The organism is Yersinia canariae (genome assembly GCF_009831415.1).
Taxonomy (GTDB): Bacteria; Pseudomonadota; Gammaproteobacteria; order Enterobacterales; family Enterobacteriaceae; genus Yersinia; species Yersinia canariae.
This window is the reverse complement of sequence record NZ_CP043727.1, coordinates 1,093,827-1,109,535: the sequence shown is the minus strand read 5'-3', so window position 1 is coordinate 1,109,535 and position 15,709 is coordinate 1,093,827. Positions and strand designations below refer to the sequence as shown.

Below are 15,709 nucleotides of genomic sequence, written 5' to 3'. Positions count from 1 at the left end.
TCAAAGTGACTATTTCGGAATAGTCTACATGCTATCAAGCCGAGCGGCGTTATCCCGGTGCTGTTGCTGCGGCGATAACCGTAAGGTGAGCAACACACCGATAAACTTTCCTGCTGAATCAGATATGTATAATAAATATTCGTGGCTTATTCTTCCGTGCCCGCTGACCGCTTACGTTCACGCCACAGTGACGGTGTCATGCCCTTAACCCGCATAAACTCACGATTAAAATTGGATTTAGTTTGAAACCCTGCCTCCAGCATAATATCGACCACCGGAATCTCCGTCGTCACTAATAGCTGCGCCGCCTGTTCAATCCGCAACTGATTGACATATTGCGAAACATTTTGCCCAGTTTGTTGATTAATCGCCTGTGACACTTTGCGCGCGGGGACGCCCACTTTGCGTGCCAATTTTGATAAGTTGAGTTGGCTGTCCAGATATAACTTATTGTGTTTTAAGGTTGATAAAATAATAGTGAACAATTCATCCAGCGGTTCACTCTCCGGCTTATTTTCCAACTGGATTTGCGCTTCGATAATAGGTTCTTTTCGATGAGCGCTGGTGAACAGCGTGTAATACATAACCAATGTAATCAATAAATTACTGGCACTGACTATCTTTCCAGCTTGATTCCCGGCAAAAAAGGCATAATCCACGCTGATAATAATGTCACCCAACCCAGAACCCATGAGTAAGATAGCTAGCAGCAACCATAAACGGTAACTGAGCCAACTTTTTTCTAATGAAACCTGCTGTAAGCGGTCCTCACCTGGGCGCAAATAAAGCAGTATCGCAATGCCATATGACAGATAGCTGATAATCACAATAGCATCGAGCCACTGTGGTGCCAGCCACACACAAATTACGGTGCCAATAGGCGCTAAGCTGTGTTTCCACCATGAGCTGACGCCCACCCTCTCTTTCGTAGCACTCAATAAAGCTAAATAGGTTAATGGCGGGATAGTCATGGCAACTATAGGTTGCAGGCCATTAAACAGTGTTACGTGATAACCATATCGCAAACCAATCAGTGCGCTTTGTATGGCACAAATCAGCAATAGTTGCAGCAGGAAGCCCCCCTGCTTTTCGGTTTTAATGAAATATAGAAACAGGCCAAAACATAATAGAGACAGCAAAAAAGAGACGGGAATTAGCGGCATATACCTTTGCCTTAACAAATAGATATCGTGAATAGCTGTTTTGCAGTGTAGACAGCCAGATGATTGAAAACAAGCAAGATCAGGGACTGGATCGTGATCGAGGTCGCGGCAATTTTCATCCCCAACTAAGGTGGCGAGAAGCTCAATCAATCAGGATGTTACACAATGAAAAAACTGTTTTTATCTCTCAGCCTTTTGCTGTTTTTTCCACTCACCAGTTATAGTTGGCAAACAGCAATCACTCACATTTCCTTCAATGATCTCCAACGCCATCGCCAACTTGATAGCGTGATTTATTACCCTACAGCTGAGCAGGGAAAAACGCATCTGCTGGGCGATAATGCTGTTTTCCAAGGTATTTCTGTTTTACCGGATGCCCCCCTTGCTAAGGGGCAATTTCCTCTACTGATACTTAGCCATGGCAGCGGGGGTAACAATACCAGTCTGGCGTGGCTGGCTGATAAGCTGGTGCAGCAAGGTATGGTGGTCATTGCGGCTAATCATCCAGGCAGCACCACCGGGGACTCAATCCCTGGGCAATCGGCTCAGTTATGGTTACAGACTGAAGATATCTCTTTTATCATCAGCGACTTACTGCCAGACCCACACTGGAAATCAGCATTAGATAAACAGCCGATTGGCGTTATTGGTCATTCAAAAGGCGGCTACAGTGCTATGGCGGCGTTAGGTGCCACACTTTCATTTCCGCGCTTTATTACCGGCTGCCAGCAACAACCTGATCAACCTAACTGCCAGTTTTACACCCGCGCCGACGTAAAACTCAATCAGTTATCTGCGGTGAAATTTGAAGGTAATTATGCAGATAAACGTCTGGATTTCGCGATTGCCCTAGACCCAGGAATGATTCCTTTTTATCAAAATAACAGCTTGCTGCACTTAAGTGGACCACTACTACTGATTAACGCCCATTATTTTATTTCGCCAAATGAGTCACTGAATCTGGGCGGGGAAACTTGGGTAAAACAACTGAATCAACCTGACATCACCGCCGTGACATTAGCCAATAGTGGACATTTTGATTTCTTGCCAATATGTAAACCGGCGGCGGGTGAGATTCTGGCGGCAGAAGGCGAAGCTTTTATCTGCGCGACGCCAGCAGTAGAAAGAGGAAAGTTACATCAACAAACAGTACAACAAATAATAACGTTCCTCCATCAGCAGCACATTTTGCACTGATGCTAGATGACCGAATCGGTGAGAAACAGCGCGCAGGCAAGCAATACACCACACAGAGTCATCACACTGAAAATCAGTTCGAACAGATAGCGATTTAACATGATGATTAGCCTATAAAAAAACACCCGGTATTAACCGGGTGTCTGGAATTGGCTAGACTGTGCGGTGCGCTGTGGCCCGCATTCCGGCGTTATTATGCAGCTGGAGCAGTTGCAGATTTTTTAGCGGCTTTATGATGTTTTTTAGCAGCTTGTGCTTTTTGAACTGGCGCTTTTTTCACGTGTTTTTTAGCAGCCTGTGCTTTTTGAACTGGTGCTTTTTTCACTTGTTTTTTAGCAGCCTGCGCTTTTTGAACTGGTGCTTTTTTCACTTGTTTCTTAGCAGCCTGTGCTTTTTGAACTGGTGCTTTTTTCACTTGTTTCTTAGCGGCTTGTGCTTTTTGCTCGGTAGTTTGTTTAGTTGCTTTGTGTTTTTTATGATGAGTTGCTTTAGCCGGTGCAGCTTTTTCTACAGCTGGAGCAGCAGTAGTGCTGGTTGCAGCTGGTGCTGCTGTAGCGGCCGCAGTTGTTTCAGCAGCGAAAGCAACAGAAGACAGACCCATGGTTGCAGCAACGATCAGCGCTAATACTTTTTTCATTTTAAAATCCTCAGAGTTTGTTTCGCTAAGCCCCCGGTGGGGCCGTTGAAAGAATCATAGAGGAATGGATTTTCTCTTTCCGTGAGTCATTGGTTTCGTTGAGTAACCAAATGTACAAAGTCATAGTGATTATTATTTGCACTATTCAATTAGGGATATATCCATTTACAATCAGCCCCTATCAAGCTGGCGTATCATGGTGCGAAGCCCGTTACGCTAAATACGCGACTCATGCTTTTTCGCCGCAGTCGGCTAAGTCCCTGATTCGGATTACTCCTGAAGCTACTTCACCGGCGCTGTGATGGTCTATGCTTAACGCTCATCACATAAAACGGAGAGTCAAATGTTCAAGAAATCAGAAAAAGTAGAAAGAGATCTCGATCAGGACGTGACCCTTCTGGCGGATACTCTCGACGATGTATTGCGCTCATCAGGTGACAAAACAAAAGAGGAACTCGCCAAAGTGCGCCACAATGCCGAAGGGGTATTACGCGATGCTCGAGCGCGTTTTAGCGGCTCGACCAGCTTGAAACAACATGCACGTGATGTTGCCGGTAATGCCGATAATTATGTGCACGACAAACCCTGGCAAGGCGTCGGTATCGGTGCCGCAATAGGTCTTGTTCTGGGTGTGCTACTCGCGCGCCGCTAAAAGTTATAACCAATAATAGTTCTAGCCGTTCCCCCCTCAATTGCTGTGTCTACTGTTGATTTATCGGTGGCCCAAGTGCGAGCAATATTCACTGTGGGCCACTTTTTTATCACAGCAATCATTTTATCGCGCCAAACCCATTTTCAGTTTGCCGATAAAATGACTTTTGCCAGCTTTGCTACCTGCTGATCTGCTTCCATTTCAGAGGTGAAATTGGTAAACCCCATCAGCAATGCATTGTCCTCTCTTCCTTTTTTTTCCAATAGCCAATCTGATACAGCTTCAATGGCCAGCCCTTCGTTTTGTGCTCGCGCCGCCACGATATTGTCAGAAAAACGCCGGTCCAATTGGGCTAACAACTGTATTCCTCCCGCCTGCTGTTCAACCTCCACAACTCCCGTCAGTTGGCGCATTAGGCTGGCTGACAGCATTTCACGGCGCTCAGCATATAAATGGCGCATACGTTTCAGATGACGATAAAAGTGCCCTTGGCCAATAAATTCCGCCACACTGGCCTGTATTAATGGCGGACTGGCGCAACTGCGCAATTGGCAGCGATGATTAAAAACAGCCACCAGCTCAGGCGGCACCACCAGATAAGCCAGCCTCAGGGCCGGAAACATTACTTTACTGAATGTTCCGGCATAGAGTACCCGCCCGTGTCTATCCAGACTTTTCAAGGGGGGAAGTGGTCGCCCGTGATAGCGAAACTCACTGTCATAATCATCTTCAATAATCCATGACTGCTGTTGCTCAGCCCACTCCAATAGCGCAATGCGCCGCGCTAAACTGAGCGCGATCCCCAGCGGGCTTTGATGTGCTGGGGTAATGATAGCAAAGCGTGCATTCGGGCAATCATTAATAGCCGCCATCACATCCATACCATCACTGTCTACATTAACGGGACACGGGATAAGGCCAGCCTCACGGATCAATTGCTGAGTTGCGGGATAACCGGGGTTTTCTAACCAACCAATATCCCCCGGCTTCAATACTGTATTGACCACTAAATCCAATAAAGACTGATAACCGGAACAAATAAATACCTGCTCAGGCTGGCAACTGAACCCGCGAGAAAGCTGCAAATAGTGGGCAATTGACTCACGTAAAGCCGGTAATCCGGCAGCGGGAGGATGCCCAAGTGAAGTGGCGGTGAGGTTATGCAACTGTTTAGCCATGATCCGCCCCCACTGTGCCCGTGGGAAAGCATCCAGCGCGGGCAGCCCCAATTGAAAGGGCCGCGCCATCATACGTTCCGCTGATAAAGAATGATTAACCACAATGGGTTGTTTATGTTTGTCGGCCATATTCAAGGGCAATAGAGGCGCATCAAGCAGTTGCGCGGAAACATAAGTTCCCCCCTGCCCACGGCTTTGCAAGAAACCTTCGGCAATCAATTGGCCGTAAGCATTTTCCACGGTTCCGCGCGCCACACCAACTTCGCTGGCCAACACCCTCACCGACGGCAAGCGCGTATCAGGTAACAAGGTTCCCTGGACGATCGCCTCTTTTATACGCTGATAAATCTGGCGATACACCGGCTCCTTATGTTGGCGATCCAACTTAAGTAGATGTGAAAAGAGCTTCATTATGATGGCCCATTAAAAAAAGTCATTTATGGCCCTATAGTATAGGCCATGGTGTTGCTAGAGTAGCTCATTATTGAATGGGTAAACATCACAGGTACATATCATGGTTGAACAACGTCTCTTTTATTCTGAACTTTCCCCGGCCACTTACAAAGCACTGGTGAGTGCCTCTCTGACCCTGGATAAAAGTTCATTGCCAAAGGCATTGATAGAAATGATTTTTATGCGGGTTTCGCAGATTAATGGCTGCGCATTTTGCCTAAATATGCATGGCAAATCCTTGCGGGACAGCGGTTTAAGCAATGCCAAAATAGACATGATCGCCGGGTGGCGGGTCAGCAGTGCATTCAGCGAAGCAGAAAGAGCGGTATTGGATTGGGCAGAAGCGGTCACTTACATCAATACCAGTGGCACACCAGATAGCACTTTCGATGCATTAAAAGCACATTTTACAGATACCGAAATTTCTGACTTAACATTTGCCATCAGCATTATGAATGCATTTAACCGGTTAGCTGTCAGCATGCGCCAGTAAGCAGCCCTTGGTTATCGGGCAAGAAAAATATTTTCCCTCCCCTTTACTGCCAGAATCTACCGCCAGCCCTGTGCTGGCGGACTTGTCTCTGAATCGTGCATTCCTTGCGGCCAAATAACTACATGTAGTGTGGTTGAATTATATAAACACTAGATATAGTATTTAATTTATCACCTGCGAGAATGAAATCGGGGCTGATAATCAGGGGCAGATGGTCGAGACTCACTAACAATCTGCTAAATCCGCCTTTTCTTACGATATCCCCTAAATAATTCCAGTTGCAGCGGCCTTGCAAAGGCGAGGCCCATGAGCGGGCCGAGTCACGAACGCAGCCAACACATAGGCAACTTGAAGTATGACGGGCAAAAAGGTAAATGCGAATCATGAGTATTATTATTTACAGTAAACCCAACTGTGTCCAGTGCAACGCAACCTACCGTGCGCTAGATAAGCAAGGTATTGCTTATCAGGTTGTTGATTTAACTGAAGATTCACAAGCTTTAAATCACGTGAAATCTCTTGGTTATCAGCAGGTTCCTGTGATTATTGCAGGTGATGAGCATTGGTCTGGCTTCCGTCCTGACAAAATAAATGCGCTGGTTCAGGCCGTCGGCGCCTGATGAGGGCACAGAAATGAATCCGCTGGTGTATTTTTCCAGCTCTTCGGAGAACACCCATCGTTTTGTCGGGAAGCTGGAGCTCCCGGCAATACGTATCCCCATTGCTGGTGCGCGGGAAAAACTACGGCTGGAACAGCCCTATATTTTGTTAGTACCCAGTTATGGCGGGGGCAGCCCCGTCGGGGCCGTGCCCATTCAGGTGATTAGATTTCTGAATGACCCCCATAACCGTTCATTGATTCGCGGAGTCATTGCTGCGGGTAACACTAATTTTGGCGACGCCTATTGCCTGGCGGGGAAAATTATTTCCCAAAAATGCCAGGTTCCTTATCTGTATCGCTTTGAACTACTGGGTACAGCAGAAGATGTGGCAAACGTGCGCAAGGGAGTAACAGAATTTTGGCAACAACAGAACTGAGAATCACCGACCCATCCAACAGTGAACTGGACTATCACTCACTGAATGCGATGTTGAACCTCTATGATGCCGACGGGCGCATCCAGTTTGATAAAGACCGGCTGGCGGCACGGCAATATTTCTTGCAACACGTGAATCAAAACACCGTGTTCTTCCATAATTTACAGGAAAAACTCGATTATTTGGTTGAAGAGGGATATTACGAAAAAGAGGTGCTGGAGGGGTATGATTTCAGCTTTATCAAGAGTTTATTCCAACAAGCCTACAGCAAAAAGTTTCGTTTCCCTACTTTCCTTGGCGCATTTAAATACTACACCAGCTATACCCTGAAAACCTTTGATGGTAAACGCTATCTGGAACGCTATGAAGATAGGGTTTGCATGGTTGCCCTGACATTAGCTGCCGGTAATCAGCAAGTTGCACGGGATTTGGTGGAAGAAATCATTTCTGGCCGCTTCCAACCCGCCACCCCCACATTTCTCAATTGCGGCAAAAAACAGCGGGGCGAACTGGTCTCCTGCTTCCTGCTGCGCATCGAAGACAATATGGAATCCATTGGCCGTTCCATTAATTCAGCACTGCAATTATCGAAACGTGGCGGCGGAGTCGCTTTCCTGCTGACCAATATCCGCGAAGTCGGCGCGCCGATTAAGCGCATTGAAAATCAGTCATCTGGCGTAATACCCATTATGAAAATGCTGGAAGATGCTTTTTCCTATGCCAATCAACTCGGCGCACGACAAGGTGCAGGAGCGGTATATCTCCATGCTCATCATCCGGATATTTTGCGTTTTCTTGATACTAAACGCGAAAATGCCGATGAAAAAATACGGATTAAAACCCTGTCTCTTGGGGTCGTTATCCCAGATATCACTTTTGAGTTGGCGAAGAATAATGAGGAAATGTACCTGTTTTCTCCTTATGACGTAGAACAGGTATACGGCGTCCCCATGTCTGAAATCAGTATCAGCGAAAAATATCGTGAGATGGTTGACGACAAGCGCATCCGAAAAAGCAAAATCAAAGCGCGTGAGTTCTTCCAGATTCTGGCAGAGATCCAGTTTGAATCCGGCTACCCCTATATGATGTTTGAAGATACGGTTAACCGGGCAAACCCGATCAAAGGCCGGATCAATATGAGTAACCTGTGCTCAGAGATCTTGCAGGTTAATTCACCAACTGAATACAACGACGACCTTAGCTATCGCCATATTGGCAAGGATATCTCCTGTAACCTTGGTTCGCTGAATATCGCCCAAACCATGGATTCACCAGACTTTGGCAAATCGATTGAAACCGCCATTCGTGGGCTAACTGCAGTCTCTGATATGAGCAATATTCGCTCGGTGCCATCAATTGAAAAAGGCAATCAGGAATCCCATGCTATCGGCCTTGGGCAAATGAATTTACACGGCTATCTGGCGCGCGAACGTATTTTTTACGGCTCAGAAGAAGCGCTGGATTTTACCAATATCTACTTCTACACCGTGGCGTATCACGCCATTCGCGCCTCCAACCAGTTGGCGATAGAACGCGGTAGTCACTTTAAAGGCTTCGACCAATCCACTTATGCGTCGGGTCACTATTTCACCAAATATATAGAACAGAGCTGGCAACCTAAGACCGCCAAAGTTCAAGAACTGTTTGATAAGTCGAGGATTTACATCCCAAACCAACAAGATTGGGCGGCTTTACGCCAGTCCGTGATGGAACACGGGATTTATAATCAGAACTTGCAAGCCGTACCGCCTACCGGCTCGATTTCGTATATCAATCACTCGACATCCAGCATCCACCCGATTGTCTCTCCGATTGAAATCCGCAAAGAAGGCAAGATTGGCCGAGTGTATTATCCCGCACCTTATATGACTAACGATAATCTTGAGTATTATCAGGATGCTTATCAGATAGGGCCGGAGAAAATCATCGATACCTATGCCGAAGCTACCCAGCATGTGGATCAGGGGCTGTCACTGACACTGTTCTTCCGTGATACCGCCAGTACCCGCGATATCAACAAAGCACAGATATATGCCTGGAAAAAAGGGATTAAAACTATTTATTACATCCGACTGCGTCAGATGGCGCTCGAGGGCACGGAAGTTGAAGGGTGTGTTTCCTGCTCGCTGTAATACGCACCACTGAATGAACAGAATCGGGTTAATAAGGAAGTCAGCTATGAATGCAATAAAAACGACAAAACACGTCAGCGCCATCAATTGGAATAAAATTGAAGACGATAAAGACTTGGAAGTATGGAACCGTTTGACTGCTAACTTTTGGTTGCCGGAAAAAGTCCCGCTATCAAATGATATTTCCTCTTGGGCCAAGCTAACCGCCGCTGAGCAACAACTGACTATTCGAGTTTTTACTGGCCTGACCCTGCTGGATACAATCCAAAATACACTGGGTGCCCCGGCGCTAATTAAAGACGCGATTACCCCGCATGAAGAAGCGGTATTTTCAAATATCAGCTTTATGGAAGCGGTGCATGCGCGCTCTTATAGCTCTATATTCTCTACTCTTTGTATGACATCGGATGTAGATGAGGCCTACCGCTGGAGTGAAGAGAATGGCCCACTTCAAAAGAAAGCCGATATTATCCTCCAGCATTATAATAATGACGACCCACTAAAGAAGAAGATTGCCAGCGTATTTCTGGAATCATTTCTATTCTATTCTGGATTCTATTTGCCCATGTATTGGTCCAGCCGAGCCAGATTAACCAATACTGCAGACCTTATTCGGTTAATTATTCGTGATGAGGCAGTACACGGGTATTATATCGGCTATAAATTCCAGAAAGGATTAGAAAAAGTTGATAATACGCGCCGACAGGAAATAAAGAATTTCGCCTTCGATTTGTTGCAGGACTTATATGACAATGAAGTGCATTATACTGAGAGCCTTTATGATGGGGTTGGTTGGACTGAAGATGTCAAAAAATTCCTTCATTATAATGCGAATAAAGCACTCATGAATTTAGGTTATGAAGCCTTATTCCCTGCTAGTCAGGCCAATGTCAATCCCGCTATTTTGGCGGCATTATCGCCCAATGCGGATGAGAATCACGATTTTTTCTCCGGCTCAGGATCATCATATGTGATAGGCAAAGCGGTCAATACTGAGGACGAAGACTGGGATTTCTAAACTTTACTGACCTGTATAACCTCCCCCTTTTCGATGACATGACAAAGGGGGCTTCTCTCCTGCTGGTGAGCATAGCAGGCTGAGCAGCCTCAGCCGTCAAAATCTAAATTTTCATTGGCTCCCTATTTGGCTACAGGCCAGAGTATCAGGGGGATCCGGCGTTATCATCGAAGGAAATACACCCCTTAATAATATTGGAAATATATTGCTGATATATGGGCAATATTCACACTATTAACTCCCCAATTAGCAATTAGGTTCATTAGCGATATTAGGCAACTCATCAAAATAAAAAAACCACAATATTAACGTAACTAAATTAGCCCGTTTAAAAGTTATATATTGAGATGAAGACTATTGCAAACTTGACTATAAGAACATTGAGGGTTGTCTCAGATTCTCATTGTGTTAGGGTATATGGCGCTCTATTTTTTCATCAGGATAACATCGATCGAATAAACATAATTAAAAATTAACAGAGGAATACACCAGCTGCATGGCAATTAAACTCGAAGTAAAGAACTTATATAAAATATTTGGTGAGCATCCAGAACGTGCCTTTAAACTACTTGAATCAGGTAAGAATAAAGAGCAAATATTTGCCAAAACTGGTTTGTCCGTTGGCGTTAAAGATGCCAATCTGGCCATTGAAGAAGGCGAGATATTCGTCATCATGGGGTTATCCGGTTCCGGTAAATCCACCCTGGTACGCCTTCTCAATCGTCTGATAGAACCTACTCGTGGTGAAGTGCTGATCGACGGCGAAGATATTGCCAAAATATCTGACAGTGCCCTGCGCACTGTGCGCCGTAATAAGATAAGCATGGTCTTCCAATCCTTTGCATTAATGCCCCATTTGAATGTGCTCGATAACACTGCATTCGGTATGGAATTGGCCGGCGTGCCGCAACAGGAACGTCACGAAAAAGCCTTGGAAGCATTACGCCAAGTGAGTCTGGAAAGTTACGCGCACTCTTATCCCGACGAGTTATCCGGTGGGATGCGTCAGCGCGTGGGTTTAGCCCGCGCCATGGCAAATAACCCCGATATCTTATTAATGGATGAGGCCTTTTCAGCGCTCGACCCGTTAATCCGTACTGAAATGCAAGATGAATTGGTCAAGTTACAGGCCAAACATCAGCGCACTATTGTCTTTATCTCTCATGATCTGGATGAAGCCATGCGTATTGGTGACCGCATCGCCATCATGCAAGGTGGCGAAGTGGTGCAAGTCGGGACTCCGGATGAAATCCTTAATAATCCGGCTAACGATTATGTGCGCACTTTCTTCCGTGGCGTCGACATCAGCCACGTCTTCAGTGCCAAAGATATCGCGCGCCGTCGCCCGGTATCCTTGATCCGTAAAACACCGGGTTTCGGCCCTCGTTCGGCGTTAAAACTGCTTCAAGATGAAGACCGCGATTACGGCTACGTGCTGGAACGCGGGCAGAAGTTTATTGGCGTGGTATCGATAGATTCACTGAAAAAAGCATTGGCAGAGAACCAATCACTGGACAGCGCCTTATTGGCTGACCCAGCACCCGTTCCTGCCGACATGCCCCTCAGTGAGTTGATTTCACTGGTGGCACAGGCTCCGTGCGCGGTTCCTGTGGTCGGTGAGGACAACAGCTATATCGGTATTATTTCCAAAGCCATGCTTTTGCAGGCCTTAGATAAGGAGACGCCAAATGAGTGATCAAATCCAAAGCGGCACCCCCGTAGACAGTAACCCGTGGGCAACGGATGCGGTAACATCAGCCGCACCCGCAGCGACAGACACCGCCCCTCAGACTTTATCAGCCGCCGCTGACCCGTGGGGAGCAAGCATGGCCGAGGGTAGCCATGCCGCAAGCACTGCCGGCCATGAGGTTACCTCTCAGGCCGTTCAGAGCCAAGCCGCACAAAGTACCGATTGGCTAAATAGCGCTCCGGCAGCCGCTCCTGAACATTTCAGCCTGATGGACCCGTTCCACACCACTTGGCTACCACTGGATTCTTGGGTCACCCACGGCATTGACTGGGTAGTGCTGCATTTCCGCCCACTGTTCCAAGGTATTCGTGTACCCGTTGATTTTATTCTCAGCGGTTTCCAGCACTTATTGTTGGGGATGCCCGCGCCGGTAGCGATTCTGGTGTTTGCGCTGATCGCGTGGCAGTTCTCAACCTTAGGGATGGGAGTGGCAACATTGGTGTCACTGATTGCCATTGGTGCTATCGGCGCATGGTCGCAAGCCATGGTGACACTGGCGCTGGTTCTGACCTCGCTATTCTTTTGTATCCTAATCGGGCTACCGCTCGGCATATGGTTGGCCCGAAGTAATAACGCCGCACGAATCATTCGGCCATTACTGGACGCGATGCAAACCACTCCCGCATTCGTCTATCTGGTGCCTATCGTCATGTTATTCGGTATTGGTAATGTCCCAGGAGTCGTGGTGACCATTATCTTTGCCCTGCCGCCGATCGTTCGCCTGACCATTTTGGGTATCAAACAGGTGCCGGAAGATCTCATCGAAGCTGCGGAATCCTTCGGGGCTAATCCACGCCAGATGCTATTTAAGGTGCAATTACCGCTGGCGATGCCCACCATCATGGCCGGTGTCAACCAGACCTTAATGCTCGCACTGTCGATGGTTGTTATTGCGTCAATGATTGCCGTTGGCGGCTTAGGTCAGATGGTATTGCGTGGTATTGGCCGCCTTGATATGGGGCTAGCAGCAGTCGGTGGGGTCGGTATCGTGATTCTGGCGATTATCCTTGACCGTCTGACTCAATCATTAGGCCGTGACCGCCGCAGCAAAGGCGTTGGTCGCTGGTATACCACTGGCCCTATTGGGCTTATGACCAAACCATTTCTAAATACCAAGTAATTTCAAATAATTACGCTCAATTTTAAACGTAATTGTCACCGACGGTTTGAACATGGGCAGCACTGCCCTTGTTCAAACTGGCAAGTAAAATAGCTTAAAAAGGAAAAACTATGCGCACGACAGGAATCTGGGCCTTGGCCCTCACCACACTGATCAGCACTCAGTTATCCGCCGCAGAATTACCGGGCAAAGGCGTCACTGTCCAACCACTGCAAAGCACCATTTCGGAAGAAACCTTCCAGACCTCGCTGGTCAATAAAGCACTGGAGAAACTCGGTTACGACGTCCAGCCGACCAAGGAAGTTGACTACAATGTCGCCTATTCTTCTATTGCCGCAGGGGATGCCACTTATCTGGCGGTTAACTGGGAACCGCTGCATAACGACCAATATAATGCCGCTGGCGGCGATGCCAAATTCTACCGTCAGGGTAACTATATTGAAGGGCTGGCACAGGGGTATTTGATCGACAAAAAAACTGCCGATAAGTACCATATCACCAATATCGAGCAGCTAAAAGATCCGAAAATCGCCAAATTGTTTGATGCCAATAATGATGGCAAAGCCGACCTCACCGGTTGTAACCCTGGTTGGGGTTGTGAAGCGCCCATTAACCATCAAATTCAAGCTTATGGTTTGAGTGACACAGTGACCCATAATCAGGGTAATTATGCCGCGATGATTGCCGACACCATCACTCGCTACAAAGAAGGCAAGCCAATCCTGTATTACACGTGGACGCCGTATTGGGTCAGTGATGTGCTGGTTCCCGGCCGCGATGTTGTCTGGTTGCAGGTGCCGTTCTCTTCCCTGCCGGATAAAACCATTGACACCAAACTTTCCAACGGCGCGAACTACGGCTTCCCACCCAGTGTGATGCATATTGTTGCCAACAAAAAATGGGCCGAAGCTAACCCAGCAGCCGCGAAACTGTTCTCTATCATGAAATTATCAATTAATGATGTGAATGCTCAGAACATGCGGATGCATGCTGGCGAATCTTCAGATGCGGATATCGAACGTCATGTAAATGGCTGGATCCAAGCGCATCAGGCGACCTTTGATGGTTGGGTAAAAACTGCCGCAGAAGTGGGTAATACTAAAGCTGCACAGTAAATTCAATGGCTTTGCTGATGTGTTACTTGAGGGGGTGACATTTTGTGCCCCCGAAGCATCAAGAGCTATGAGTATCCCTAAAGTCATTGGCGTTGCAGGGAGTCGGCAAGCGAATTCATTCCAATGAGCTTGCTCAAGTCAGCGATTTGGCTAAGTGATTGCAGCTAGCGGCCTTGTGGCTTCAAGTACGAAGGGGAAATAAATACAACGAAGCCCTGAGTTATTACTAACTCAGGGCTTCTGAATGTTGGCGGTGCGGACGGGACTCGAACCCGCGACCCCCGGCGTGACAGGCCGGTATTCTAACCGACTGAACTACCGCACCACGCTGCTGTTCCGGTTAAGAACGAGTCGAATATTACGTATACAATCCAATCTCGTCAACACTTTTTCCTGTAAAATAAGCCGTTTGCGCAGTTTTTTATCTGGAAATCGTATTATTCCGCGTCGGTGTGCTCTTGTGTCTCGTGAGGCATCCGCCACAAGCAACTCCCGCCCTTCTTCATCACTAAATCCAGGCGTGACTCATGGGCAGCTATCTCATCCTCAGCAGCATAAATTATTTTCAATCCGGATGCTGGCCGAGTAATACGTTGGATATCTTCTGAAGATTCATTCTGTGACTGATCACCTTCCATTGAAAAAGAAAGTGACGTCTGGCCGCCAGTCATCGCCAGATAAACTTCCGACAGAATTTCGGCATCGAGTAATGCGCCGTGCAATGTTCGCTTAGTATTATCTATCTGGTAGCGGTCACACAGTGCATCGAGGTTATTTCGCTTGCCGGGGAACAGGCGGCGCGCCAGCAACAAGCTATCTGTAATAGTACAGAAGGTTTCAGTTTTCGGGATGTCCTGCTGTAACATCCGGAATTCATAATCCATAAAGCCGATATCAAACGCCGCGTTATGGATGACTAATTCAGCGCCACGAATAAACTCGAGAAACTCCGGGGTGATATCCGCAAATGTGGGTTTATCCGCCAAAAACTCATCGCTAATACCATGAATACCATAGGCTTCCGGATCGACCAGCCGATCAGGTTTGATATAAACATGAAAGTTTCTGCCGGTCAGGCGACGGTTGATCACTTCAACTGCGCCGATTTCAATAATCTTATGGCCTTCATAATGAACGCCCAGCTTATTCATACCGGTGGTTTCAGTATCCAGAACAATTTGTCTGGTGGGGGTAACTTGCATATTGCCAGTGCTCATAGCGCTCGTTTATGTCAGACTTAACGTTTAATGAAACAGATAGGAAGAGTCTACCAGAGATGACTAAACAGGTAGAAATTTTCACCGACGGATCTTGCCTTGGCAATCCTGGCCCCGGTGGTTACGGCGCAATTTTGCGCTACAAGCAACATGAAAAAACCTTTAGCGCTGGCTATTTCCTGACGACAAACAACCGCATGGAGCTCATGGCCGCTATCGTGGCACTTGAGGCTTTGACCTCACCTTGCGAAGTCACACTCAGCACTGACAGCCAATATGTGCGCCAAGGTATTACTCAGTGGATTCATAACTGGAAAAAGCGCGGCTGGAAAACCACTGACCGCAAACCGGTGCGTAATGTTGATTTATGGCAACGTCTGGATCTGGCTATCCAAACCCACACCATTCAATGGGAATGGGTAAAAGGCCATGCGGGTCACCCAGAAAACGAACGTTGCGATGAACTGGCCCGCGAAGGCGCTAACTCACCGACGTTAGAAGATACCGGTTATAACCCCGACTAACCCTTCAGACTTGACGTTGCGG

General features: G+C 47.3%; 15 protein-coding genes and 1 tRNA gene. 11 read left to right on the top strand and 5 right to left on the bottom strand.

Annotated elements, in window-relative coordinates; all coding sequences use genetic code 11:
- Positions 1-146: 146 nt before the first annotated feature.
- Positions 147-1,163: a helix-turn-helix domain-containing protein gene (locus tag F0T03_RS05115; RefSeq protein WP_159677372.1), complete on the bottom strand. Its 1,017-nt coding sequence runs from the start codon at positions 1,161-1,163 to the stop codon at positions 147-149.
- 165 nt (positions 1,164-1,328) lie between these two features.
- Here F0T03_RS05115 and F0T03_RS05110 point away from each other — a divergent pair, with 165 nt between their 5' ends.
- On the top strand, positions 1,329-2,360 hold the full coding sequence (locus F0T03_RS05110; RefSeq protein WP_246169926.1) for an alpha/beta hydrolase family protein: 1,032 nt from the start codon (positions 1,329-1,331) through the stop codon (positions 2,358-2,360).
- Between the two features lie 193 nt (positions 2,361-2,553).
- Here the strand turns inward: F0T03_RS05110 and asr are convergent, their stop codons facing one another.
- Positions 2,554-2,997 (bottom strand): acid resistance repetitive basic protein Asr, encoded by a 444-nt coding sequence (gene asr, locus F0T03_RS05105; RefSeq protein WP_159677371.1) that lies wholly within the window; start codon positions 2,995-2,997, stop codon positions 2,554-2,556.
- Positions 2,998-3,340: 343 nt separating this feature from the next.
- Between asr and F0T03_RS05100 the strand changes: the two genes are divergently transcribed.
- Positions 3,341-3,649, top strand: coding sequence for an ElaB/YgaM/YqjD family protein (locus tag F0T03_RS05100; protein WP_159677370.1), 309 nt, complete (start codon positions 3,341-3,343; stop codon positions 3,647-3,649).
- 143 nt (positions 3,650-3,792) lie between these two features.
- On the opposite strand, the gene pdxR is transcribed toward F0T03_RS05100, so the two are convergent.
- Positions 3,793-5,241: a MocR-like pyridoxine biosynthesis transcription factor PdxR gene (gene pdxR / locus F0T03_RS05095; protein WP_159680691.1), complete on the bottom strand. Its 1,449-nt coding sequence runs from the start codon at positions 5,239-5,241 to the stop codon at positions 3,793-3,795.
- 100 nt (positions 5,242-5,341) lie between these two features.
- On the opposite strand from pdxR, the gene F0T03_RS05090 reads away from it, so the two are divergent.
- The 8 genes from F0T03_RS05090 to proX all read left to right on the top strand — a co-directional run bounded on the left by F0T03_RS05090 (position 5,342) and on the right by proX (position 13,946).
- Positions 5,342-5,773, top strand: coding sequence for a carboxymuconolactone decarboxylase family protein (locus F0T03_RS05090; protein ID WP_159677369.1), 432 nt, complete (start codon positions 5,342-5,344; stop codon positions 5,771-5,773).
- Between the two features lie 383 nt (positions 5,774-6,156).
- Positions 6,157-6,393, top strand: coding sequence for a redoxin NrdH (locus F0T03_RS05085; protein ID WP_159677368.1), 237 nt, complete (start codon positions 6,157-6,159; stop codon positions 6,391-6,393).
- 13 nt (positions 6,394-6,406) lie between these two features.
- Entirely contained in the window at positions 6,407-6,811 is a 405-nt protein-coding gene (gene nrdI / locus F0T03_RS05080; protein ID WP_145556227.1) for a class Ib ribonucleoside-diphosphate reductase assembly flavoprotein NrdI, read from the top strand.
- Complete coding sequence (nrdE, locus tag F0T03_RS05075) at positions 6,793-8,943, top strand: class 1b ribonucleoside-diphosphate reductase subunit alpha (protein ID WP_159677367.1); 2,151 nt, start codon at positions 6,793-6,795, stop codon at positions 8,941-8,943. Before nrdI ends, nrdE begins: the two co-directional genes overlap by 19 nt.
- Before the next feature lie 46 nt (positions 8,944-8,989).
- Complete coding sequence (gene nrdF / locus F0T03_RS05070; RefSeq protein WP_145556225.1) at positions 8,990-9,961, top strand: class 1b ribonucleoside-diphosphate reductase subunit beta; 972 nt, start codon at positions 8,990-8,992, stop codon at positions 9,959-9,961.
- 496 nt (positions 9,962-10,457) lie between these two features.
- Positions 10,458-11,657 carry a glycine betaine/L-proline ABC transporter ATP-binding protein ProV gene (gene proV / locus F0T03_RS05065; RefSeq protein ID WP_145556224.1) on the top strand — a complete coding sequence of 400 codons (1,200 nt, stop codon included), beginning with the start codon at positions 10,458-10,460 and terminating at the stop codon, positions 11,655-11,657.
- Complete coding sequence (proW, locus tag F0T03_RS05060; RefSeq protein WP_159677366.1) at positions 11,650-12,831, top strand: glycine betaine/L-proline ABC transporter permease ProW; 1,182 nt, start codon at positions 11,650-11,652, stop codon at positions 12,829-12,831. The genes proV and proW overlap by 8 nt, the downstream gene beginning before the upstream one ends.
- Positions 12,832-12,941: 110 nt before the next feature.
- Entirely contained in the window at positions 12,942-13,946 is a 1,005-nt protein-coding gene (gene proX / locus F0T03_RS05055; protein WP_145556222.1) for a glycine betaine/L-proline ABC transporter substrate-binding protein ProX, read from the top strand.
- A 248-nt stretch (positions 13,947-14,194) separates the two neighbouring features.
- On the opposite strand, the gene F0T03_RS05050 is transcribed toward proX, so the two are convergent.
- Positions 14,195-14,271: transfer RNA gene (locus tag F0T03_RS05050), tRNA-Asp, on the bottom strand.
- Between the two features lie 112 nt (positions 14,272-14,383).
- Positions 14,384-15,148, bottom strand: a complete 765-nt coding sequence (gene dnaQ / locus F0T03_RS05045; protein WP_145556243.1) for a DNA polymerase III subunit epsilon — start codon at positions 15,146-15,148, stop codon at positions 14,384-14,386.
- Positions 15,149-15,222: 74 nt separating this feature from the next.
- On the opposite strand from dnaQ, the gene rnhA reads away from it, so the two are divergent.
- Positions 15,223-15,687 (top strand): ribonuclease HI, encoded by a 465-nt coding sequence (gene rnhA, locus F0T03_RS05040; RefSeq protein WP_145556221.1) that lies wholly within the window; start codon positions 15,223-15,225, stop codon positions 15,685-15,687.
- Positions 15,688-15,709: the final 22 nt, after the last annotated feature.

Excerpts from the sequence above, each read along its gene's own strand:
- F0T03_RS05115 (WP_159677372.1), bottom strand. The coding sequence starts at position 1,163 with ATGCCGCTAATTCCCGTCTCTTTTTTGCTGTCTCTATTATGTTTTGGC.
- F0T03_RS05110 (WP_246169926.1), top strand. The coding sequence starts at position 1,329 with ATGAAAAAACTGTTTTTATCTCTCAGCCTTTTGCTGTTTTTTCCACTC.
- asr (WP_159677371.1), bottom strand. The coding sequence starts at position 2,997 with ATGAAAAAAGTATTAGCGCTGATCGTTGCTGCAACCATGGGTCTGTCT.
- F0T03_RS05100 (WP_159677370.1), top strand. The coding sequence starts at position 3,341 with ATGTTCAAGAAATCAGAAAAAGTAGAAAGAGATCTCGATCAGGACGTG.
- F0T03_RS05090 (WP_159677369.1), top strand. The coding sequence starts at position 5,342 with ATGGTTGAACAACGTCTCTTTTATTCTGAACTTTCCCCGGCCACTTAC.
- F0T03_RS05085 (WP_159677368.1), top strand. The coding sequence starts at position 6,157 with ATGAGTATTATTATTTACAGTAAACCCAACTGTGTCCAGTGCAACGCA.
- nrdI (WP_145556227.1), top strand. The coding sequence starts at position 6,407 with ATGAATCCGCTGGTGTATTTTTCCAGCTCTTCGGAGAACACCCATCGT.
- nrdF (WP_145556225.1), top strand. The coding sequence starts at position 8,990 with ATGAATGCAATAAAAACGACAAAACACGTCAGCGCCATCAATTGGAAT.
- proV (WP_145556224.1), top strand. The coding sequence starts at position 10,458 with ATGGCAATTAAACTCGAAGTAAAGAACTTATATAAAATATTTGGTGAG.
- proW (WP_159677366.1), top strand. The coding sequence starts at position 11,650 with ATGAGTGATCAAATCCAAAGCGGCACCCCCGTAGACAGTAACCCGTGG.
- proX (WP_145556222.1), top strand. The coding sequence starts at position 12,942 with ATGCGCACGACAGGAATCTGGGCCTTGGCCCTCACCACACTGATCAGC.
- dnaQ (WP_145556243.1), bottom strand. The coding sequence starts at position 15,148 with ATGCAAGTTACCCCCACCAGACAAATTGTTCTGGATACTGAAACCACC.
- rnhA (WP_145556221.1), top strand. The coding sequence starts at position 15,223 with ATGACTAAACAGGTAGAAATTTTCACCGACGGATCTTGCCTTGGCAAT.